Source organism: Pontibacter sp. 13R65, assembly GCF_047525655.1.
Classification (GTDB): domain Bacteria; phylum Bacteroidota; class Bacteroidia; order Cytophagales; family Hymenobacteraceae; genus Pontibacter.
In genome coordinates this window covers 80,890-102,142 of the sequence record NZ_JBLIQL010000014.1, presented here as the reverse complement: position 1 = coordinate 102,142, position 21,253 = coordinate 80,890, and the positions used below count along the sequence as shown (strand labels likewise).

The 21,253-nt window shown below is 47.2% G+C and carries 18 protein-coding genes; 7 read left to right on the top strand and 11 right to left on the bottom strand.

Annotated features, from left to right (window positions below):
- Positions 1-241: 241 nt before the first annotated feature.
- From ACMA1I_RS15995 to ACMA1I_RS15985, 3 genes are read right to left on the bottom strand one after another with little or no spacing between them, the layout of a single operon-like run.
- Positions 242-1,933 carry a sodium:solute symporter gene (locus ACMA1I_RS15995; RefSeq protein ID WP_337069414.1) on the bottom strand — a complete coding sequence of 564 codons (1,692 nt, stop codon included), beginning with the start codon at positions 1,931-1,933 and terminating at the stop codon, positions 242-244.
- A complete protein-coding gene (locus ACMA1I_RS15990) occupies positions 1,930-2,070 on the bottom strand; it encodes a hypothetical protein (protein ID WP_337069413.1) in 141 nt (46 codons plus the stop codon). Before ACMA1I_RS15990 ends, ACMA1I_RS15995 begins: the two co-directional genes overlap by 4 nt.
- Before the next feature lie 26 nt (positions 2,071-2,096).
- On the bottom strand, positions 2,097-4,544 hold the full coding sequence (locus ACMA1I_RS15985) for a PIG-L family deacetylase (RefSeq protein WP_337069412.1): 2,448 nt from the start codon (positions 4,542-4,544) through the stop codon (positions 2,097-2,099).
- A gap of 548 nt (positions 4,545-5,092) precedes the next feature.
- On the opposite strand from ACMA1I_RS15985, the gene ACMA1I_RS15980 reads away from it, so the two are divergent.
- From ACMA1I_RS15980 to ACMA1I_RS15960, 5 genes are all read left to right on the top strand, one after another.
- Positions 5,093-5,803, top strand: coding sequence for a hypothetical protein (locus tag ACMA1I_RS15980; protein ID WP_337069411.1), 711 nt, complete (start codon positions 5,093-5,095; stop codon positions 5,801-5,803).
- A 285-nt stretch (positions 5,804-6,088) separates the two neighbouring features.
- On the top strand, positions 6,089-6,463 hold the full coding sequence (locus tag ACMA1I_RS15975; protein ID WP_337069410.1) for a DUF3221 domain-containing protein: 375 nt from the start codon (positions 6,089-6,091) through the stop codon (positions 6,461-6,463).
- A 295-nt stretch (positions 6,464-6,758) separates the two neighbouring features.
- Complete coding sequence (locus ACMA1I_RS15970; RefSeq protein ID WP_337069409.1) at positions 6,759-7,100, top strand: Rieske (2Fe-2S) protein; 342 nt, start codon at positions 6,759-6,761, stop codon at positions 7,098-7,100.
- 73 nt (positions 7,101-7,173) lie between these two features.
- Positions 7,174-7,854, top strand: coding sequence for an alpha/beta hydrolase (locus ACMA1I_RS15965; protein ID WP_337069408.1), 681 nt, complete (start codon positions 7,174-7,176; stop codon positions 7,852-7,854).
- Positions 7,851-8,102: a hypothetical protein gene (locus ACMA1I_RS15960; RefSeq protein ID WP_337069407.1), complete on the top strand. Its 252-nt coding sequence runs from the start codon at positions 7,851-7,853 to the stop codon at positions 8,100-8,102. The genes ACMA1I_RS15965 and ACMA1I_RS15960 overlap by 4 nt, the downstream gene beginning before the upstream one ends.
- A gap of 308 nt (positions 8,103-8,410) precedes the next feature.
- On the opposite strand, the gene ACMA1I_RS15955 is transcribed toward ACMA1I_RS15960, so the two are convergent.
- From ACMA1I_RS15955 to ACMA1I_RS15940, 4 genes are all read right to left on the bottom strand, one after another.
- Positions 8,411-8,620 carry a hypothetical protein gene (locus ACMA1I_RS15955; RefSeq protein WP_337069406.1) on the bottom strand — a complete coding sequence of 70 codons (210 nt, stop codon included), beginning with the start codon at positions 8,618-8,620 and terminating at the stop codon, positions 8,411-8,413.
- 402 nt (positions 8,621-9,022) lie between these two features.
- The gene (locus tag ACMA1I_RS15950; protein ID WP_337069405.1) at positions 9,023-10,687 is read right to left on the bottom strand and encodes a dipeptidyl-peptidase 3 family protein; all 1,665 of its coding nucleotides are present in this window, start codon (positions 10,685-10,687) and stop codon (positions 9,023-9,025) included.
- A gap of 448 nt (positions 10,688-11,135) precedes the next feature.
- Positions 11,136-11,471 carry an L-rhamnose mutarotase gene (locus ACMA1I_RS15945; protein ID WP_337069404.1) on the bottom strand — a complete coding sequence of 112 codons (336 nt, stop codon included), beginning with the start codon at positions 11,469-11,471 and terminating at the stop codon, positions 11,136-11,138.
- Positions 11,472-11,634: 163 nt separating this feature from the next.
- The gene (locus ACMA1I_RS15940; RefSeq protein WP_337069403.1) at positions 11,635-13,020 is read right to left on the bottom strand and encodes a hypothetical protein; all 1,386 of its coding nucleotides are present in this window, start codon (positions 13,018-13,020) and stop codon (positions 11,635-11,637) included.
- Between the two features lie 412 nt (positions 13,021-13,432).
- Between ACMA1I_RS15940 and ACMA1I_RS15935 the strand changes: the two genes are divergently transcribed.
- Positions 13,433-14,194 (top strand): SGNH/GDSL hydrolase family protein, encoded by a 762-nt coding sequence (locus ACMA1I_RS15935; RefSeq protein ID WP_337069402.1) that lies wholly within the window; start codon positions 13,433-13,435, stop codon positions 14,192-14,194.
- A gap of 32 nt (positions 14,195-14,226) precedes the next feature.
- Here ACMA1I_RS15935 and ACMA1I_RS15930 read toward each other — a convergent pair whose 3' ends face one another.
- From ACMA1I_RS15930 to ACMA1I_RS15915, 4 genes are all read right to left on the bottom strand, one after another.
- Positions 14,227-15,696, bottom strand: coding sequence for a sialate O-acetylesterase (locus ACMA1I_RS15930; RefSeq protein ID WP_337069401.1), 1,470 nt, complete (start codon positions 15,694-15,696; stop codon positions 14,227-14,229).
- Positions 15,697-16,059: 363 nt separating this feature from the next.
- Entirely contained in the window at positions 16,060-17,106 is a 1,047-nt protein-coding gene (locus ACMA1I_RS15925) for an arabinan endo-1,5-alpha-L-arabinosidase (RefSeq protein WP_337069400.1), read from the bottom strand.
- A gap of 46 nt (positions 17,107-17,152) precedes the next feature.
- Entirely contained in the window at positions 17,153-19,567 is a 2,415-nt protein-coding gene (locus tag ACMA1I_RS15920) for a glycoside hydrolase family 95 protein (RefSeq protein WP_337069399.1), read from the bottom strand.
- Between the two features lie 702 nt (positions 19,568-20,269).
- A complete protein-coding gene (locus ACMA1I_RS15915) occupies positions 20,270-20,884 on the bottom strand; it encodes a deoxynucleoside kinase (protein ID WP_337069398.1) in 615 nt (204 codons plus the stop codon).
- A gap of 180 nt (positions 20,885-21,064) precedes the next feature.
- On the opposite strand from ACMA1I_RS15915, the gene ACMA1I_RS15910 reads away from it, so the two are divergent.
- The gene (locus ACMA1I_RS15910; protein WP_337069397.1) at positions 21,065-21,244 is read left to right on the top strand and encodes a hypothetical protein; all 180 of its coding nucleotides are present in this window, start codon (positions 21,065-21,067) and stop codon (positions 21,242-21,244) included.
- The last annotated feature ends 9 nt before the right edge of the window (positions 21,245-21,253 follow it).

Below are 21,253 nucleotides of genomic sequence, written 5' to 3'. Positions count from 1 at the left end.
GGCCTTCCAGAGGCAGAAAGGTCATTTAGGACAGTAGAGTTAGCTATGGTCTGCTTTGCACAGTCGCTCGCAGGAGCTGTGCACGCTGCGAGGTCTTCCGGTCTACCTTTCACTAACTATATAACCATTGATCCATTTAACAATCAGCATATTACCCAAGTTCTTCTAATGAAAATGGCCTCCCGGAGTGAAAAAAAAAAAAATGGGCTTTTGGTGCAGGGCTTAAGGTTACTGGTCTGCTTTAAGTTGTTTTTCTGTTGAGGAAGAACTGGAATATAAAGCCAAATAAAATTACAAAGGCGCAGCCAATTACATTGAACCACAGAAAGGCAATATCGGTGTAAAAATGGCAATAAAGCACTATAGCCTCAGCCACCAGGGCACCCATAAACACAGCGTTCCCTTTGATGTACCGAAAATAGAAAGCGACCAGAAAGACACCCAGAATAGTGCCGTAGAAAATGGAGCCGATAATATTTACTGCCTGAATCAGGTTATCGAGCAGTGAGGCGTAGGTGGCAAACATGATAGCAATTACTCCCCAAGCCACTGTAAAGGCGCGGGAGGCAAAAAGGTAATGCGAGCTGCTTGCCTCCTGCTTCACAGATCGCCTGTAAATATCTACCACCGTAGTAGAAGCCAGCGCATTCAGCTCCGAAGCCGTAGACGACATGGCAGCCGAAAGAATTACGGCCAGCAATAAGCCCACCAGCCCCACCGGCAGAAAATTTGTTACGAACGACAGAAAAACATAATCGGTATCCTTGGTTTCAGCCATGGGCAGAGCCTTTTGAATAACTTCTTTTACGTTGGCCCTAACTGCCCGCTCCTGTTTCACCAAACTCCTGGCTTTGACCGATGTTATATCTGCCTGCGCCTCGTCTCCCGCCTGTATGTTGGCAACCAGTTCTCTTACCGCCGCCTGTTTCTGCACAGAAATTGTTCTGTGCTGCTCCTCTAACTGCTGCAACTCACTGGCGTATTTCGTGGCTTCTGCCCGCTCTTTGGTAGCCTGGTTAAAAAATACAGGAGCCTGGTTAAACTGGTAAAACACGAAAACCATTACCCCGATAAACAAGATAAAAAACTGCATCGGAATTTTGAGCAAGCCGTTAAAAAGCAGGCCTAACCTGCTCTCGGCCAGTGATCTGCCGCCAATGTACCGCGACACCTGCGACTGATCGGTACCGAAATAAGAGAGCGACAAGAACAAGCCACCCGTTATGCCAGACCAAAAATTATAGCGATCATCCCAATCAAAGGAGAAATCTACAATGTTCATTTTCCCCATTTTACCGGCCACCGCCACGGCATCGCCAAAAGATACATCGGCTGGGAGAAAACGAACTACCATAACCCCTGCCACCACCATGCCGCCCATCATTACGGCCATCTGCTGCTTTTGCGTTACGCTCACCGCCTTGGTGCCCCCCGAAACTGTGTAAATAATAACTACTACCCCAATTACTACATTGGTTATGGTAAGGCTCCAACTCAGAATGGAAGATAAGATAATGGCAGGTGCATAGATAGTAATACCTGCCGCCAGCCCCCGCTGAATCAGAAACAGCAAAGCAGCAAGGGTCCTGGTTTTAAGGTCGAAGCGGCTCTCCAGGTACTCGTAAGCTGTAAAAACCTTGAGCCTGTAAAAAATGGGGATAATGGTTACCGAGATGATAACCATGGCAATAGGCAACCCAAAATAGAACTGTACAAAGCGCATGCCGTCTTCATAGGCTTGCCCGGGTGTGGAAAGAAAGGTAATGGCGCTGGCCTGAGTTGCCATTACAGACAAACCGATGGTCCACCATTTCATGCTGTTGTCGCCTTTCAGGTAGCCTTCAATATCTTTGCTGCCACGCGTTTTCCAGACGCCATAAATAACAATAAAGCCTAGCGTACCTGCTAATACCAGCCAATCGGGTAAACTCATGCGTACAGCCTGGTTATCAGGTAAAACACCAGTATCATAAAGGCCAGATTACCCAGTACTAACATATAAATCCGCTTCCAGCTACCCAAAATAGGTGGTCTGTCGGCCTCATGTTGCATTTTTTCGTCTTCTGTCATAGTTTCCTCAGGTGGAGGGCAAACGGTTAGTGCGCCTTGCCTCTTACTTCTGTCGCCGTAGATGCCTTGCCAGATGTAGTATCGGCTTTACCCAGCGATATCAGGTTGGTAAATAACCGGTAGGCACCTGGCACCCCAGCTGGTAGTTGCCGGAACCAGGAATAGCCGGTATAAATGTAGTTTCCTTTGCCATAGGGCGCTACCAATAAACCGCCATCGCGCGCAGGCTCTCCCGGATCGTTAGAAGAAAGGATCGCCTCAAACTCTTTGCTCCACTCGTTCGGGAAATACAGTCCCCGCTCCTGCACCCAGCCTTCAAAATCTTTAGAGGTTATTTTGTTGGGCACGTTCAGTACCGGGTGTTCCGGCTTCAGCATGCGCACCTCGGCCTGTTCAACTGTTACGCGATCGCTGGATATTCTAAGCGGGAAAGGCGCAATGTCTGGTGTTACCAACCTGGCAGACGTGTTGTACTGCACAATCAGGTTGCCACCTTCTCTTACATACCCCATAAGCTGTGGCTGGTGGAACCGTAATCTTTCGAGGGTGTTGTAGGCGCGTACTCCTAGTACAATGGCATCGTAGTGTCGGAGTGTTTCGGGTTTCATGTCTTCGTCTTTCAGAACAGTTACCTCGTAGCCGATTTGTTGCAGGTTAGCCGGCAGTTCGTCTCCGGCACCCATTACATAGCCTATCTTCTCCCCACGCTTCTGCAGATCTAGTTTCACAGCCTTTGCAGTTGCTTCCGGATAAGTAGTTTGTGCCGGTATGTGGCTATACTGAATCACATTGAGACCTTTCGTGTACTTTTTACCCTCTACCGTGGCCACAGCTTTGAGCGTAACCTCCTGCTGATCCCGGGGTGGCGTAATGGTAAAGATGGCAGTTTGTTCTGCTCCTTTAGCACCCAGTTCTACAGGAACCGAGGCTGGTTCCACTTGCCAGCCTTTTGGCAACGAGAGTGCTACTGTGCCACTTACATTCGCCTTACCACTTTTTACCAGTACCCGCACCTGCTTGGGTACCTCGTCGGCAAACATAAATACCTTCTCCAAAATATTTACAAACACAGGTGGCGAAATTTCAAAAGGCCTGTAAGTTTCACCATCTACAGGGTCGGTGCGCTTGTGTACAACCGGCACGGTGTAAGAGATAGTTTGCCCCGACACCAGCACCGAAAAAACGACGGGAGCCACCGGATTATTTTCTGGCAGCCCTACCTCCTGCTGTCCTTCTATGGCAAACATGCCCAGCGAACCTTCTTTCCGGAGCCAATAGGGTTGTGTGTAAGCTACCTGGGCAGGTACTTTTGCAGCGAGCGACAAAGTAAAAGGGCTATTAGGCTGTAGCGGCACGGCCAGTGTCGTGTCTGTTCCCGCTAGGTCTATCTGCATCCGCTGCAGGCTTACCGGCACAGCCGACCGGTTAATGGCCTCCACATGCAACCTTACGCCTTCGCCTGGTGCCACTGCATAATCGGTAGCTGTCACTTCCAAATACAAGCCCAAGGCGTGTTTTATCACCTGCTCAAGCTCCTGCAGTTTTACCTGCTTCCAGTAGTTATCAGATAACTTTTGCATTTCGGTTCTGGCAGCGAGCAGTGCAGGCACCGCCGCAGCAGGATTCTCGGGTTTAAACTCGTCAGCAACTTTTTGCAGGAGCTTTGCCACTTTGTCTCCTCCCTTTACTCTGCTCCAGTTGGTATTAATGCCTTCAAACAGTTCTTTCTGCGCTTTATCGCCCTTTGTATGCTCCAGATACTCTATGGCAGTTCCGCGAGAACCGGTTGCTCCAAAGCCCTGGCTTTTGTGCATGCTGCGACTCTCAGCAGCTATTTCAGGGTAAGACTTGCCAAGCAGGGGGTTAAACTTTCCTACATCCAGCTTCAGAAGTTTTGAACCGTAGGCATCAAATTCCTGCTCGCTCCGGAACGACCAGACGCCCGTGTTCCAAAGCAATCGTTTAGGCTGCCATACTTCCACGTACTTTAGCTGCTCCGGAAACCGCTTCTTGTCGCCGGCTGCCTCAAAAGCTTCTCCGGCAAGTATGGCCGATGCCGTGTGGTGGCCGTGTGTGCCAGATGGCAGTGGCGAAAATCGGGTAATGAGCACATCGGGTTTGAATTTACGAATCACCCACACCATGTCAGCCAACACCTGCTCCTTCTCCCAGATAGTAAAAGTCTCCTGCGGATTTTTAGAAAATCCGAAATCGTTGGCCCTTGTAAAGAATTGCTGACCGCCGTCAGTACGGCGCGCCTGCAGCAACTCCTGCGTCCGGATGATGCCTAACTCCTCCCGTATCTGCGGCCCGATCAGGTTCTGGCCACCGTCGCCCCTGGTAACAGAAAGGTAACCGGTATTATAGAGGCCTTCGTTGGCCAGGTATGCAATCAGTCTGGTATTTTCATCGTCTGGGTGAGCCGCAATATAAAGGGCGCTACCCAAAACATTTAGCTTTTTTATGTCTTGCAAGATTTTGGCTGAGTTAGGTTTAGCCGGCATCTGCGCCTGCACGCGCCCCTGAAAAAGTAAGCTGCATGTAACTAGACAGCAAGCTTGAAAAAGGAATAGCAATAATCTCATAAAATAGTATTAGGAAAAACTTATGAGCAGCCTTGGCTGTTACTGTAAAGCTACTTAAAATATCAGTGAAAGAACAAGATACTATGATTTCAGGCTGCTAAACAGTTAGAATCCTCTATCCTAAACGCATTTTTTTGAGGGTTTGTATAGCAGCATACTATTAACATTTGAGAAACATAATGGTTAATAAGCAAGTAAAGCGTTTACAGCGAAAATAGGCACAACTGCACTTAACCCATATTTAGCAACAAAACAAAAATATTTATTGGTTATTTTAAATATGATATTTATTTTTGAAACTGATATTGGTTTGCTCCTGCTTCACCAGACATGTTTGAAAAGTGTAGAAGGACTTCTCTTTGAGTAAATTGTACCGTAAAGATCTCGCTACAAAACCGAAAGATCTGTTCCATTACTAAACCTACCCTCAGCCAAGGATGTCCAAACAAAGAAGCCCTAAAATTGAAGATTTTGCCTACGACTTCCTTCAATCTCACTACAGAGCAGCCTATACTGCAACCTCCATTAAAGTTAAGCAAAATGTTCAAACCAGAGCAGACAAACAGGTAGACGCTTTGTTTTTGTTTGATACCGTTGACAACTCACCCTTCTGCGCTGCTTTGGTAACAGCCTCTTCTTCTGGTTTGGCCAACCTCCTTACACGATATAAGAAAAATGGCCTAAGCAAATGGCGTTTTCTTACAGCTTTTCTTGCATTGATAGGTATAGGTTTTCTGCTTAAAGCCATAGTGCATTGGGCTATAGCAGCTGGTATTGCGGTAGCGGCAGCGCTGGCTTTGTTTATACTTCATTCAGTACTCGAGAAAAAGCAGCTGAAAGGTAAAATAAGTGATCTGGTAGACAACGTGGACAGTTTTCCGGCTAACGAGAAATGGCTGGGAATTTCTATCAGCAGCCTTACTTTCAGAAACAATGATCTGGCCCGTCACCTGCTTCAGCTTTGCCAACAAAAAGGTATCGGCATTTTAACGGTAGGCCAGCGAGCTAAAGTTGTGCTGATGCAGGAGCCAAAGGCATTGCACAGCAGAGGCGAAAACTTTATAGCAAATTACATTTTACCCGAAGAGCCTGAAGCTAAACCCCAAAATGGCAAAAAAGGTCCTGACTCTAATCTTAAAGTCGCTTAAAGCAAGCTCCGGGAGTAATAAATAAACAAAGCCGCATGTTGCTGACGTATTCTGCAACATGCGGCTTTGTTATGCAGTAGAATAGCAAACAAATGAACCCAACCCATAAAATTGCTATGACACTGTTTGTGCATCTGCCGCGCCAGAGAGCCAGAGTGACCGCACTTACCCAGATCCCACAGCACTGGCTTCAGTTTAGGAACCAGTATACCCACAGCCACAAACCTGTATTTCCAGGTTTTTACCTTTAATGTTTCAATCGCGCCCTTTTATCTAAATCTAATCATGAGATTATATACACCCGTTTTTTTTATTCTGACGTTGCTGCTAGCCTCCTGCTCCGGCGACACCGGAAAACAAATACCAGACACTGTGCCTGATATACAAGGAAACATCACGACTCTAAAGAAAGCCGCATCCAAGAAAAAAGATAACTCTTTATCGGTTATTCTGGTGGAGGCACAAGAAAAAACGACCAGCACCTACTCCAAAGCCAGCATCAAGATAGACAGCAATACACATATCGAAGACCAGGATGGCGGCATTCTAAAACCGGAACAATTACGTGAGGGACAACAGGTTGAAGCCTGGCTGCAAGGTCCTATCATGGAATCGGAACCGGTACAAGCCTATGCCACAGCCGTTAGAGTCACATTGTAAGGTCTATCAACCCTTAAAGGCATAGAGCCTAAAACGCCTCCGGAAGGCCATTTTCATTAGAAGAATTCGGGTTGTTTGCTGTGTGTTAATTGTTAAATGATATAATGGTTAAATTGTTATAAAAGCAGCCATATATCGCAGCGTGTGCAGTTCCTGCGAGCATACGGGTAAAGCAGAGGGCTGAGCAGCAGTTTCAAGAAGATCTAACATCTATAAGCTAGCATCTAAAATCTTATAAGAGCCTCCGGAAGGCTGTTTTTATTAGTAGAATTTGAAAAGGAGCCTTGTAAGGAACATGGAAAAAACCTGGCATAAAATCTTCGAGAATGAAACTGAGGCAAAAGCGCAGGTACCACTACGGCAAACCAAACTATTGGCAGTTGCCGGAAAGGAGATCTGCCTGGCTCATACTGCTGCCGGTTTTGTAGCTATACAGGATGCGTGCCCTCATTTAGGCTCTTCGCTCAGCCGCGGAAAAATAAATTACCTGAACGAAGTGGTTTGCCCCTGGCACAGCTACCGCTACGACCTAAGAAGCGGCAAAGAGTGTGACTACCGAACCCGAAATGCCAAAACTTATCCCCTTGAAATCCGGGAAGACGGCCTATACATTGGTCTTCTGGAGAAACAGGAGTAATAGCATGTTCCGGAAATAGGTTTTAGCTTTGTGCCTTTGGAACACGACACATCTATTAGTTAACGTACAAACCTTGAACACAGGAGCAGAAAACCATCAGCGGAAAATCTATTTTATAAGTGGACTTGGTGCTGACTGGCGTATGTTCCAGTTCCTGGAGTTGCCGCAGGATTTGCCTTATGAGCATGTGGAGTGGATTGCACCCTTGTCTGTTCAAGAGTCGCTACAGCAATACGCTCAACGACTAAAGGCTCAGATTACAGCTTCTCAGCCTATTTTGATCGGATTGTCGTTTGGTGGCCTGATGGCGATAGAATTAGCCAAGCTGTTACAGCCATACAAGCTGATTATTATCTCCAGCCTTGCCACGAGCGCGGCACTGCCCTGGTACTACCGCCTTTTGGGTAATCTGAAACTGCAACGGTACGTCCCGCTTAAGCTTCTACAAAGCTTTTTGCCACTGGCACCGTTCTTTTTTGGTGCTCATAGCCCCGCTGAGAAAAAGCTGCTCCGCGAAGTCATTCTGGATATAAACGAGCTTTACCTTCGCTGGTCCCTGGAGAAATTACTCACCTGGCGACATGAAAAGCCTTTGCCCAACCTCTACCAAATACATGGCACAGCCGACAAAGTGTTGCCGCTTCGGCGACGCCCCGGCATGTATATTGTTGAAGGAGGTGAACACTTGATGGTGATGCGCCGAGCATCCGAGATCAGTAAGATTCTACATCAAATTTTAATAGAAAACGCATGAACAAAAACCGTTATCTGGTAAAAACAACTACAGGAGAAGAGGCAGATCTAACCCAGGCCACCATCTTAAAAAGCAATAACCTCTACCCTTTTGGCCAGCACAACTACGCTATTTACGAAACTCCTGAAGGTGTTTTTGTTAAAGCTCTGAATACTGGCGAGAGAGAAATAATGCTTACAAGCTACGAGCTGATAGACGAGACAAGCGCCCGCCAGTACAGCCACCCCTACTTCCGGCAAGATTCCTGATTACCCTTAGAACTTAGCACTTTGGGGAAAAAGCCAGTTTCGGTACCATGACTATGTTGATAATCGGGAGCGGCAATGTGTATAGGAGCACTAATGAAGCGCAGGTGGGAAACTAGTAGTATGTGCTGTGTGCTTTGCTGGTATGGAAGTGGGCTGAAAGGCGACTAGCCTTGTACTACAGCAATTGTAGGGAAATAAAACTAGCGTTTAAAAAGCGGAATAAACTGCACATGTATTTGCATAACCTTTTGGGACAAAAAAAAGGCAAACCGTTTGAGGTTTACCTTTTCAGTATTGCAATAAGGCAATTAGGCATGTCTCCATGTTTGGTTGAATGATTGGTTAGGAATCATGAAAGGTTTAAAACTTTCCTTTTCGGCACTGTAAAAAGAAAAGTACTCTTCCTCACTTAGCTCTTCGCGGAGCGCAATGTGAAATTTGGACAATTCTGGATACATTTTTTCTCTTTCCTGCCGCTCTTCGGGGCTGTCGGGATTGAACTCATAAAAGCTTTTCATTACTTGCAGTTTATTTAAAAATCTGATTTATAAATACTTCGAAAGATAAATTACTCTTTTTTTACATATAAGGTTACTACTAATCTAGCTCTACATAATATAACATTAGATACACCAACTTCTATACTAAAAAAGAGAAGGGCTATACCAAAAAGATATACCCCTTCTCTTTTTTAATTGAAAGTTTATTAAAATAATCTATTAATCTGACAGTTTAGATAATTTGCTGGCACAGTGCCCAATATACTTTTTCTACAAATTCGATTATTATAATTAACAAATAATTTTTATAATAAATCAAATAATATATTTTTTTTGTGTAAAGTTAATTAAATACTTGCCAATTAATTAAGCCATAGCCTTACCTGCTATTTTTTTAACTTCTAAAGGAGCTCTTGCATATTATTTGAGCCCCAGAACTTCCACTCCCTGCTCAAACACAATATCAACCGGAATGCTTTTTTGGCTCAGGCGATCAAGGTCAGCTTGCAATTGCGCACTAATCTGCCCCTGCTCGTTAAGTAGCTTGCTCACACCAGCATAGTCGCCATTGCCCTGCAGCGTCAGAATCAGCTCCGAAAGCTTATTCATGGCTTCCCGCATTTTAACGTAATCTACACGGTATTTACCTGTTTGCTCATCTCTGGAGAAGGCGCCCTGATCTCTGAAAAAGTTGAAGCGCACCATATTGGCTTTACCATGTGCACTTGCCGCTCCGAACCGTACCGACCGGAATATTCCTGCCAGAAAAGTAGTATAGTAATCGTTAAGGTTACCGTCTACTTCGCCTTTTTCGTGGAGCTGCGAGATCATGTAGAGACCCAGAATGTCTGCTTTTCCTTCTTCCAAAGCTGAAGCTTGCTCTTTTAGCGCCTCCCGCACCGTACCTTTCCCGTTTATGGTGTTCTTAATGCCTAAACCATGTGCTACTTCATGAAACATGGTATTGGCAAAAAAGGCATCGAAGGTAACATGCTGCTGCTGATCTGGCACAATAAGCTCGTTGGCAATGGGCACCATAATTTGATCGAACTTAGCCTGCATGGCATTTTTGAGCTGCAAACGGCGCGTACCCTTCTGTAGCTGAACCTCCTCGTCGTTAGGCAGGTTAATGGCAATGGTTTTGCTCCCGGCGTTGCAGTCTCCGGCATAGTACACCACATCGTAGGCATTTAGATCTGCATCGGAGCCTGGCATTTCTTTTTTATAATTGGCTCCTACGGGCAGGCCTTGCTGTAACTCTGGCAGGAAAGCGGCATATTTCGCCAGCTTTTTGCTCCACTCCATGTCTTTTATTAGCACATAGGCTTCGTGGGCCGCTTTGTAGCCAAATAGTTTATCTTCATAAGTCTCGATCGGGCCAATCACCACATCAATGGTATTGTTTTTCATATCCATCCAGGCAAGGTCGCTGGTTTGGTAATTGTCTGTTAGCAATGCCTGGGCGCGCATGTTCAGGTACTTTTTCAGGCCTTGGTCGTCGGCCAGGTTCGCTGCTTTCCGTAGCAAGTCGGATGCTTTCTCTACCTGCTCCCGGAAAAGCACATGGTAGGGCACCGTTATCAGTTTGCCAGCTGGCGTACGACGCAAAAACGTATACTGACTTGTTTTTTCAGGTAGATCGGCTTTTTCGAATTCTTCCTTCGTCATGTCGTGCGGGTAGAAATTAGCTGCATCTGGCTTAGGTCCTACTCCTGCAATAAAAGACTCGTTGTTATTCAGGCGATCCCAAGGGCCGTAATTGATTTTTATAAACTGCCGGGCCGCCTCGTCTGAAACGGCGCTTAACAGAGAGTCTCTTTTGCCATAAGCTTCGTACCAGAACATCTCATCCATTATTTTACCGGCTTCAATCAAAAGCGGAATCATCTGGCGTTCTCGGTCGCTGAGGTTGCTTAGGTCGGCCGTAAGACGAACAGTAGTATACATGCCAAGTTTTTCCTGCAAGTCCGCTGTTGTCTCTGTCTGTACTGTTTCTCCCTCCTGGGCCTCGCCTGTTCTCTGGCTGCTACACCCAAATGTGATAGCCGCCAGCGCAGTGGCTACTAAAATGTGCTTAGATTTCATGCGTGGTAGATAATTGTTTTTTCCAGGAAGGAAGATAGGAAAAATTGCAAGACGGGAAAAATGGTGGCAAGAATAGCCTTAGCTGCTTACTTGATCTCAGTTTGAGCAGAAGAAGACCTTTATAGGTAAGAATAGTAGATCAGTATGCAAGTGACCTTGAGTTCGTTTTACTCAAAATGCCTCTGAAAGGGTAATTTCATTAGCAGAATTTAATATGGCAGTAGATTGCTTGTTGATTGCTAGCTGTTGATTGTTAAATAGCGTAATGGTTAGCAAAGAGCGGCAAGATCTCACAGCATGCGCAGTTACTGCGAGCGTCTGGACGCAGGAGGAGGCGGAGTAACTGCTATAAAAACTTTAAACTCTAGCTTCTAAACTCCTTAAACAACCTCCGGAAGGGCTTTTCCATTAGAAGAATTGGCAATGTGATGCTAAAAAGTAGAATTACCTAAATCTTAAATATCTGCTCCATGAGCACCCACTTTTCGCCTTGTTTGGCCCAGGGCAATGGCTGCTGAAACTTCCACATCAGGGTTTCCCACTCCTGCACCTTTGCATTGGCTGCATCCATAGCTCCTTTTCGCTCAAAGCTAAAGCTATCGTCTGTTTCCATGATCATGAATAAGCGATTGCCGGTACGGTAAATCTCCATGCCGGTAATGCCGCTGCCCAGGATGCTCTCTTTTATTTCAGGCCATGTGTTTTCGCTCTTGTGCCAGTTTTCGTACTCGGCAATAAGGGCTGGATCATCTATAAGGTCGAGGGCTAAACAGTATTTTTTCATGTGTGGCGTTTAGGAAAATTGCTGAGCGCTAATTTAACAAGATTTAGCTAGTGTGTCTCCTCTATTTGGCCACCGTAGCATATTAACCTTTTATTTTTCAGCCTGTATTTTCCAAGATTTTACTTCTTTTTACTCACTGAATTATTCTAAGTACAGCATAAAGCTATTTTGTCGCTGGTTTTACCTTTCGCTTGAGCCAGGCTTCTGGCACCGGCACAATACAAATGTTCATAGAGCGGTTATCTTCTGACAGCATAGCCGATTGAATCTGGATTTTGGTTCCATCGGGGCTGAAGGTTGGGTGCGGGTGATCTGCTGCTGTAGTTTTGTGACCGGCTGTAAGTGTTATCATTTCACTTGTGTTCCTATCGATCAGGTACACACTACGTGAAAAGTCGTCTCCTACTGCCCATCTTCCGTCTGGTGAGCCATGCACGTGCCACAGGCCGCTGCCGCTGGGTGTTTGCCCGGCAATGGTCATTTCTCTGGTTCGAAGGTTTACAATACCCAGGCCGGTAGGTTTTTCGCGTGTGCCGGATGGTCCCCAGCCAACCTCCTGCCCCGGGTTGATCGGGTCGCTGGCGGTGCTGGCGGTTGCTGTTGTACTGCCTGTGCCTACTTTCCGGTGCCCCATAATGGCAAAAGCCACCTCATCTCTGGAGATCACCGCCTCGTGCGTTACCCACTCATAATCCGCCTCTGGGTACAGGGGGCGCAGGCCGGTTCCATCGGCAAGCACCGTCCAGGTGCGTTGCGGAGACTTTCCGCCGGTTTCCCAACAGAACACAATCTCGCCCGGCACCCAAAGGTTAGCTTGTATATGCCCCACCTGAAAAGGCACTGACACCACGTGTTTTAGTTCGCCTGTTTTTACGTTCATGCGGGCCAGGCCAGAAGGACCTGCACCCATATTCCGAGGTCCGAAATTTTCTTCCACTTTTGTATCTTTGGGCAGGTGCCGTCCCGCCTCTTCTCGTCCTACTCTAAAATACACCCATTCTTCATCGGCATCGAGCGCCATGTCGCCCCCTGCTCCCATTTCGGGTGGGGTGGTGCCGCAGATGCGCTGGTAAGTAGAGGCTGCCTTAAGCTTACCTGCTTTACTGTCGGCAAAGAGTTTGGCCAGATCTACTTCCACTATTTCCAGCGGCCGGTTTTCGCGGGGTTGTTCTTCGCTGCCAGCTATGTTGCGCATGTAGTAGAGTTTCATAGACTTTTGTGCAATGTTTAGCATGCCGGAGTAGCCACCTTCAGTTACCTGCACCATTTCGCCGGTTTTTTCGTGCACTGCCAACGCCTCGCCTTTCACCCTGCCAGACCTGAAAATAACCCACTGCCCATCAGAAGTCCACTGCGGGTGCGTGGGGTAGATCTTGGAATCTCCGTTGGGTGTGCTCGTCAGGAAAGTAAGCATGGTGCCGGTTACGGGGTCTTTTACAACCTTTCGCTCCGATGGAAACCGGGTGCCGATCTGGGCTTGTGTGGAGCCAGCCAAAAGTAAGGCAGCGCCCAAAGCAGCTGCATAAGGTAAACGGAATTTCAACTTCATTTCAACATCTTAAGTGCTCCTAAACCAATTAAGCTAGCCAGGAGCAGCGATTCATCATTTTATTAAATTATTCCAATCAAAAAGCCCTTCCAGAGCCAAAATTTTAAAAACTAACGATTGGTTGTTAGATACTTGTCACTAAAGGCTGCTTAATAGCCCATTACAGCACAACAATTAAACTTAGTAAGTTATCGGCAACAAACTATCCTGCAGTATCTTGGTGCTGCCTCAGTCACAGAATCTTATTCAAATTTTACAAGTTAGGCTGCAGCAGGATAGGCTAAATAGAATAAAATATTATCTTAGGTCGCATGCAAGGCTGCTGCTTACCTGATAGCTTGGTTAGTAGCGCCCCCTACACATTTAGGCGGAGAATAACAGACTCAGCATTTTTAATCCATTATCGTATTTTATGAAAGATTCCAGAAGGTTTTTCCTTAGGCAACTGGCAATGGCAGGAGCTACTTCTTTGGTGTCTCCGCTCCTTATGGCGGCTGACGCACCAGCTACCACAGACAAGCGAGGGAACGGATCGGTTATTCTTTTTCAGGGAGATTCTATTACAGACGGAAACCGGGGCCGCAACCAGGACCCCAACCACATTATGGGCCATGGCTATGCCTTCTCCATTGCCAGCCGCGTTGGAGCCGACCATCCAGAAAAGAACCTTCAGTTTATAAACCGCGGCATCAGTGGAAATAAAATAACAGACTTAGAAAAACGCTGGCAAGCTGATACGCTGAACCTGAAACCAAATGTGCTCAGCATACTGGTTGGTGTAAACGATGCAGCCTCTGTAATTGAGCAGAAAAATGCCGTACCCATAGCGCAATACGAATCGGTTTACAGAGCGCTGCTTGACCAAACTAAGCAACAGAATCCTGATATCCTGCTGGTGCTCTGCGAGCCATTTATACTGCCCGTAGGTTCTATTCAGCAGCACTGGCAGGCCTGGCACTCCGATGTTGTGCAGCGACAAGAAGTTGTAAAACGCTTGGCTACCGAATACAAGGCTGTTTTTGTCCCGTTTCAGCAGGTATTTGATAAAGCACTTACAAAGGCACCGGCTTCCTATTGGATCTGGGACGGCATACACCCTACCGTGTCCGGGCACGAACTCATGGCTAGAGAATGGTTGAAACAGGTGAAACGCAAACTACGGTTTATCAGCTAAGGCTCGCTTCAAGTTGTTCATAAGATGGTTTTCTACTCCGCTCCTATGAAATTATTTGCAGTATACTTCCATTCCAAGGCATCGGTGCGGAAAGGAACTGCCGGGAGACCTGCTTTATTGATGAGGTTGGGCATCGCTGCTTCGTTCCAGGCAAAACGGACAAAAGCCGGTTTTTTAACTCCTGCAGCGTATACTACTACTTTATCGCCTTTAATTTCAGCAGTTGCAGGTTTAAACTGGCCATCTGCCCCGGCAATGGTAAACCAGCTCAAAGTTTTGCCATCTCTGCTCTTTAAGCCATCGGCATGATCGAAAGATAAAATAGCTTGCCGCTTTTTTACTTTCATTTCTTTGAAAACAGGTCCCTGGCTTACAACATTCTTTTGGTAATCATTAGCCAAGGCAATCAGAGCCATTCTTCGGCCAATTTCCCATTTGTAAGACGGGTGAATATCGCCCAGGTCATCGACTAAATCTGTTACCACAGCCATAGCGGTATTTGGAATTTTTAAGGATTGTGTTTGCGCTTCCCAGAATTCCGGAAGTGTTTCGGGTGTATGTGGTAAGCGGTCTTTGCGCTTGGTGTACAGGTAAGGAGCAATTAAAACAGAGTAGAAAGGCAGTTGGTCGCCTCCCCACTCCTTGCGCCAGCCTTCAATCAGGGCTTGCATTTTATCAGCGTAGCGCATTCCATCATGGTTAATACAATTGGATTCGCCCTGGTACCACAACACGCCTCGTAAGGCAAAAGGAGCCAGTGGCTTAATCATGCTCCTGTAATTCTTGCCTGGTTCCACCTCGTCTACCTTAAAAGGCTCACTCTGAAGCTCAGCAGAGAAGGCAGGTAGCGTCTTATAGGCCTCGGCGGAGGTCCAGGGCTCTATCCGGCTTCCACCCCACGACGAAGAAATAATGCCTATGGGTACGTTCAGCTCTCTCTGAATATCTTTTGCAAAGTAAAAGCCAATCGCAGAAAACGCCTCCAGGGCCTCACCGCTGCACTCATTCCAACCTGTGGAGGTAACATCGGGCTTGCTCAAGACTTTTTCCACATTAAAAATCCGGATGCCAGGATGCAATTTCGTCATGTCTACAGCGGCACTGTCGATACCTTTGGCTGGCTTTGCATACTTGGGGTGGAGCTTCATGGTATACTCCATATTCGACTGTCCGGAGCATAACCAGACTTCACCAATCAGTAAATTGGTAAGCTGAATGGTATCGCTGCCTGCAATGGTCATAACCTGTGGTTTGTCGTTTGCCTGCATGGCAGGGAAAACAACTTTCCAGGATCCTGCAGCATCCGCTTGAGTGGTTTTTTGCTGCCCTGCAAAGGTTACAGTCACCTGCTCACCTGCCGAAGCCCATCCCCAGATTGGCAATGGCTTCTCCCGCTGCAACACCATGTTATCTCCCAGCACTTTCGGCAACCTAACGGCAGCAGATACAACAGTTTGTGATACAAGAAGTACTAAAAAAACGAGAAGCACTCTTAATTTCATGGCTTGGTATAACATGGTATAAATCGGGGCTATAGCGATAACAAAAACCGAATATAGGATATTTTTAAAGCCCGGGCCAAGATCCTGGTGCAGGTCCGGGTGATTTTTTTAACAGCTAAAAAATATTTTCTGCAAAACTACCTCCGGCAACTGTGGCCTCTGCTTACAATGCCGAGCTGCTGCTACAGCGCTTAAACAGAGCCAGACATGTTTTGCACGTGGCTATTGTGCTATTAGAGTTGCTTTTTCTGCTCTCGGCACGGTAATCGCGGGCCAACATCAAACCTTCCTTTTATTTCGGGCGCATTACTAACAGGAGCAGAAAAGACCGCTTAGTTTTTCCTTTTCTTATAAATGGCAGTGCTATTTGCCTATAAAAAGCTTTTTCCCGAAGGCATCCATTTTAAACAGCTTCTTGGTCGGGTCTAGGGTTGGCCAGCCGGCTTCGTCTAGGTACAGGGGCTTTATGTTCAGCAGCGAGGCCCCATTGGCGGAGCGGGTGTAAGCATGATAAACCATAAAAGTAGTGTCGCCTTCGGCAAAAATGCCATTGTGCCCTCTGCCAGGCTCCTCCTCATCTCCTGCCAACAGCACCGAGTAATAATTGTCGACCCAGCTTTTACCCTCCTTGTTCAGGTAAGGCCCGTGCAGCTTTTTAGAGCGGCCCACCACCATTTGGTAGTCACTTTCTATACCGGCACAGCATTTTCCTCTGGAGGCAAAAATATAGTAAAAAGCTGGTCCTTTTACGATATACACACCTTCTCCAAGGGACGTGGTAAGGGTGGTGAGTTCCGGTTTATCGCTTAGCAGCTTGCCGGTTTTAGGATTAAGCTCAGCTATTCGCAAACCTGCCTTGTAGGAGCCGTACACCAGATACTTCTTCCCGTCCTTGTCGATAAATATATTCGGGTCGATCACGTTCACGCCTTCGCCGCCGTTCTTATAGCTGATCACCTGCCCTTCGTCTACCCACTTATAGGCGGGGTCCTGGGGGTTTAAGGTGGTGTTGGTGGCATAACCTATGCTGGAATTAAAATTCATCCAGGCAGATACGGAGTAGTAAAGGTGGTACTTACCATCGGCGTAATGAATATCCGGAGCCCACAGGTGCCCGTTCTGGTCGGGGATGTCGTGCCGATGCCAAGCGGGTAAGCTGGTAGAGTCGAAAACCCGCCCCGCGTTGAGCCAGTTTATCCGATCTTTTGAAGTTTTTATGGAGATACCGTTTCCGGTGGCAAAAATGTAATAGGTATCGCCCTGCTTTATCATAACAGGGTCGTGCACGCGCAGATCGCCGGAGAGACCGTTGTTTTGCCGTGGCAGTTGCTCGGTCCGCTCCTGTGCGAACAAGTTTTCGTTTAAGATCACGAGTACAAGCAGGAGTAAAATTCTTTTGAGGATGTGCATGCTGGTTTAGCTTGATTTTTTAAATAAGAAACAAATTGCGCCTCCTTTACATGGCTAAGTTGCCGTTCAGCTTTTTCACCTGCCCTGGTTTTAGCTGCAGGTCTATGGTTTTATCGCCGTACCTTATTTTAGTCGCTGTTCCGGACACACTTTTAATACTTACCCAAACCAGTTTGCCGCCTTTCCACTCCATATCCACTTCAAACCCGCCTCTGGCCCTAAGACCTGTTATTTTTCCATCTTTCCAGACATCGGGGAGGGCAGGCAGCAGGTGTATAAAGCCTGCGTGACTTTGCAGCATCATTTCGCCCATACCGGCTATGCCACCAAAGTTGCCGTCTATCTGGAAGGGTGGGTGCGCGCAAAAAAGGTTGGTATACGAGCCTCCGCCGGTGGAGTATTCTGTTCCTTCCACTCCCGTAAGGTGCAGCAGGTTACGGATCAGTTTGTAAGCGTGGTTGCCATCGTGAAGCCGGGCCCAAAAGTTAATTTTCCAGGCAATACTCCATCCTGTTCCGGCATCGCCTCTTCTTTGCAGCGTTTTTTTGGCAGCATCGGCGAACTCAGGTGTGGTGATGGGTGAAATCTGACGCCCGGGGTGCAGCCCAAACAGGTGCGACACGTGCCGGTGCTCCGGGTCCTCGTCTTCCCAGTCTTTGTACCACTCCTGCAGGTTGCCTTTCTTGCCTATCTTCAGCGGGTAAAGTTTGCTTTGTTTCTGCTCTATCAGCTTTCTGAATTCGGCATCGGTGCCCAGTGTTTCAGAGGCCTCTATCAGGTTCGTGAACAAATCCCATATAATAGACATATCCATAGTAGAAGCTACTGAGATGCTGCCTTTCTCACCGTTTTCGGTAATAAAAACATTTTCAGGAGAAGAAGACGGAGCTGTTACGAGGTAACCGTTCTTGTCTTCTACCAGCCAGTCGAGGCAGAAAAGGGCGGCCTCTTTCATGAGGGGGTAAGCTGTTTTTTCCAGAAAGGCGCGGTCGCGGGTGTAGCTGTAATGCTCCCAAAGGTGCTGGCTTAGCCAAGGGCTACCCAACGACCAGTTCGCCCACATGGGATCTCCCTCGCCTAAGTTGCCTACCGGGTTGGAGGTAGCCCAAATATCAGAATTATGGTGCACGGCCCAGCCACCGGCATCATAAAAGTTCTTAGCTGTTTCGCGGCCAGTAACGGCCGTGTTTTGGATAAGTTCCAGAAAAGGCTGGTGCATTTCGGAAAGGTTTGCCATTTCGGCTGGCCAGTAATTCATCTGGGCATTGATGTTGGTGGTGAAGTTACTGCTCCAGGGCGCGCGCAGGTACGGGTTCCAGATGCCCTGCAGGTTGGCTGGAACACCACCAGGCCGTGAGCTGGAAATAAGCAGGTAGCGGCCATACTGAAAATACAGCGACTCCAGCGCTGGATCATCGCCTCCATCGGTGTAGCGCATCAGGCGCTCCAGGGTGTTCTTCTTCACTTCCGGATTGTTGTTGAGCGAGAAGCTGACGCGGTTGAAGTACTGCTGATAATCTTTGATGTGTGCTTTTTTAATCACATCGAAGCTCTTCGGGAAAGCCTTGTTTAAATACCCCTGCGCCAGCGCCGACTCATCCTTGCCATCCTTGTCAGGGCAGGTATCGAAGCCGTTGAAACTGGTCGCCATTGAAATATACAGCACTACTTCAGTAGCACCAGTCACGTGTATACCGGCTGCGTCTGTCGTTACCTTGCCGTCTTTATGCTTTGCTTTCAGGCGAAGCTCATAGCGCATGCCATTGCAGTTATCGGCCTCATCGTACAACACGGGTTCATCGGAGCTCACGTAGCTCGGATCTGCCTGCGAAGGCGCCTCCCCTTTCATGACCAGTTCCTGTTTCCCTGCCGCTGCCAGCTGGAAACGTAACTGGCTTTTTGTAGAGGCATCGAAATTGAGTTGGCCTTTTTTATTTGCTTTCAGGCGCATCACCAGCACCTGGTCTGGGGCGGACGCCAGTATTTCGCGGGTGTACTCGGTGCCATTTACGGTGAAGCGTGTAAGGGCAGTAGCCGTGGCAATGTCCAGCTCGCGGTAATAAGCAGTGGGCTCACCCTGGAAATGATGCTTGATCAGAAGATCGCCTAAAGGCATGTACGACTGCGTGTAGAGGCCCTGCAATTTTCTGCAAAGCTCTTGAGCCGTTTTGTAATCTTCTTTGAACAAGGCCTCGCGAATTTTTGGCAGGTACTGGGCTGCTTCCGGATTTGGGTTCAGGTTGGCAGGGCCTCCAGACCACAGCGTTTCCTCGTTCAGGTGAATGAGCTCTTCCTGCGCCCGGCCAAACACCATGGCACCTAAGCGGCCATTGCCAACAGGCAAGGCATCTGTCCAGATTTTGGCCGGTTGCTCATACCAAAGTTTCATGTCCGATGGCTGTGCGTTGGCAACAGCACATATGCTGACCATGAAAATTACCAGAAGTAAGTTTTTTATCATAAATAGCTGTTGCAGGAGGTCGGTCTCCTTATGAGTTTTAATTGAAATGGAATTGTATGCCGCAATGCTGGTGCTACCGAACTGGTTCTGCACCAAAACAAAACTCCCCTTGCCCGCATTTTACTTTCGCAGCCTATTGGTAAAACAAAAGCAGATGCGTTTGACTTAAATTAAGCGTCTGTGCACCTGATCACTATCCTGCCCTATCATGGTTTGCACAGGATTGTTAAACCAGGAGTGAAAATAACGAACGGTAGGTAACCAATTCCCTAAATTACCATTATGTTCTGAAAGTAAAAGCCTCATGCAAAAAAGAGCAACAGCAATTATTCTAATGAAATTTGCCTTCCGGAGGCTTTTATAAGATTTTAGATGCTAGACTTTACTTATCAGACTTTTTTCTCTGGAGTGGCTTTGCTTCAGCTGCTTTGCCCACAAGACGCTCGCAGGGGTTGCGCACGCAATGAGGTCTTGCTACTATTTACCCCGACAACCATTTAACCATTTAACAATTAAGCCTTTTAACAATCATCAACCTGCAACCAAATTACTCTAATGAAAACAGCCTTCTGGAGACTTCTTTAGTGCTTCAGGTTATAGGGTGTATGCGTCAGGAACCGGAGTTTAGGCAACAAAAAAGCCGCTGCTTCCTAAGAAAGGAGTCAGCGGCCGGAAATGAAATTCAGGGATGCGGGTGAAGAACTAAAACAACCCAAATAATTCGCTCTGAATACGCTCTATGATGGAGCCCAGGTCATCGGGATTGGCAACAAAGTCCATGTTATTTACATCTACTACCAGCAGCTTTCCTTGGTTATAGGTGCTCATCCAGCTGTTATAATGCTCGTTGAGGTTGCGCAGGTAGTCCAGCCGGATGTTGTTTTCGTACTCACGGTTGCGCTTTTCTATCTGTCCGATCAGTTTTGGCAGGTCTGCTTTCAGGTAAATCATCAGGTCAGGCGCTTTTACCATGCTGATCATCGACTGAAAAAGAGCAAAGTAGTTGTCGTAGTCGCGGGTGCTCATCAGGCCGGACTGGTGCAGGTTCTTGGCAAATATGAATGCATCTTCATATATAGTACGATCCTGGATAACATGGCCAGACTTAGCCTGTATTTGCTGCACCTGGTTAAACCGGCTGTTCAGGAAGTACACTTGCAAGTGAAACGCCCATCGCTCCATATCCTCATAGAAGTCTTTGAGGTAAGGGTTGTTCTCTACGGCCTCCAGGTACAGGTCCCACTTAAAATGATGCGCCAGCTTGGTCGCCAGTGTTGTTTTGCCGGCACCTATATTGCCAACGATTGCGATGTGCATACTTTAAACTTTTGAATATTACGGGCTGCAAATTTAAAACATTTTTAGCAGAACTTGCCGCTCACTTCTGCTTTAGCCAAAGAACCTTCAACAGCTCCCACAGCCCCCCCATTTGCCGTCAAAAACCAAAACTCCACTTTAAATCAGGCGTAAAAACTACTTTACCAAACATGTAAGGCTATGACAAAAGGACACAACCAAGGCAACGACAACAAGAGTCGGCCTCAGGCAGAAAACAAACAAGAGCAACACAAAGGGCAAAACCGTCACATGACCGACCAGCAGAAGAAAAAAGGTCCGCAAGGTCGCCATGAGGAAGAAGACCAGTCGGGAGGCACTAAAGGCCAGAACGCTATTTAGAAAATAACC

Excerpts from the sequence above, each read along its gene's own strand:
- ACMA1I_RS15995 (WP_337069414.1), bottom strand. The coding sequence starts at position 1,933 with ATGAGTTTACCCGATTGGCTGGTATTAGCAGGTACGCTAGGCTTTATT.
- ACMA1I_RS15990 (WP_337069413.1), bottom strand. The coding sequence starts at position 2,070 with ATGACAGAAGACGAAAAAATGCAACATGAGGCCGACAGACCACCTATT.
- ACMA1I_RS15980 (WP_337069411.1), top strand. The coding sequence starts at position 5,093 with ATGTCCAAACAAAGAAGCCCTAAAATTGAAGATTTTGCCTACGACTTC.
- ACMA1I_RS15975 (WP_337069410.1), top strand. The coding sequence starts at position 6,089 with ATGAGATTATATACACCCGTTTTTTTTATTCTGACGTTGCTGCTAGCC.
- ACMA1I_RS15970 (WP_337069409.1), top strand. The coding sequence starts at position 6,759 with ATGGAAAAAACCTGGCATAAAATCTTCGAGAATGAAACTGAGGCAAAA.
- ACMA1I_RS15960 (WP_337069407.1), top strand. The coding sequence starts at position 7,851 with ATGAACAAAAACCGTTATCTGGTAAAAACAACTACAGGAGAAGAGGCA.
- ACMA1I_RS15955 (WP_337069406.1), bottom strand. The coding sequence starts at position 8,620 with ATGAAAAGCTTTTATGAGTTCAATCCCGACAGCCCCGAAGAGCGGCAG.
- ACMA1I_RS15950 (WP_337069405.1), bottom strand. The coding sequence starts at position 10,687 with ATGAAATCTAAGCACATTTTAGTAGCCACTGCGCTGGCGGCTATCACA.
- ACMA1I_RS15945 (WP_337069404.1), bottom strand. The coding sequence starts at position 11,471 with ATGAAAAAATACTGTTTAGCCCTCGACCTTATAGATGATCCAGCCCTT.
- ACMA1I_RS15940 (WP_337069403.1), bottom strand. The coding sequence starts at position 13,020 with ATGAAGTTGAAATTCCGTTTACCTTATGCAGCTGCTTTGGGCGCTGCC.
- ACMA1I_RS15935 (WP_337069402.1), top strand. The coding sequence starts at position 13,433 with ATGAAAGATTCCAGAAGGTTTTTCCTTAGGCAACTGGCAATGGCAGGA.
- ACMA1I_RS15930 (WP_337069401.1), bottom strand. The coding sequence starts at position 15,696 with ATGAAATTAAGAGTGCTTCTCGTTTTTTTAGTACTTCTTGTATCACAA.
- ACMA1I_RS15925 (WP_337069400.1), bottom strand. The coding sequence starts at position 17,106 with ATGCACATCCTCAAAAGAATTTTACTCCTGCTTGTACTCGTGATCTTA.
- ACMA1I_RS15920 (WP_337069399.1), bottom strand. The coding sequence starts at position 19,567 with ATGATAAAAAACTTACTTCTGGTAATTTTCATGGTCAGCATATGTGCT.
- ACMA1I_RS15915 (WP_337069398.1), bottom strand. The coding sequence starts at position 20,884 with ATGCACATCGCAATCGTTGGCAATATAGGTGCCGGCAAAACAACACTG.
- ACMA1I_RS15910 (WP_337069397.1), top strand. The coding sequence starts at position 21,065 with ATGACAAAAGGACACAACCAAGGCAACGACAACAAGAGTCGGCCTCAG.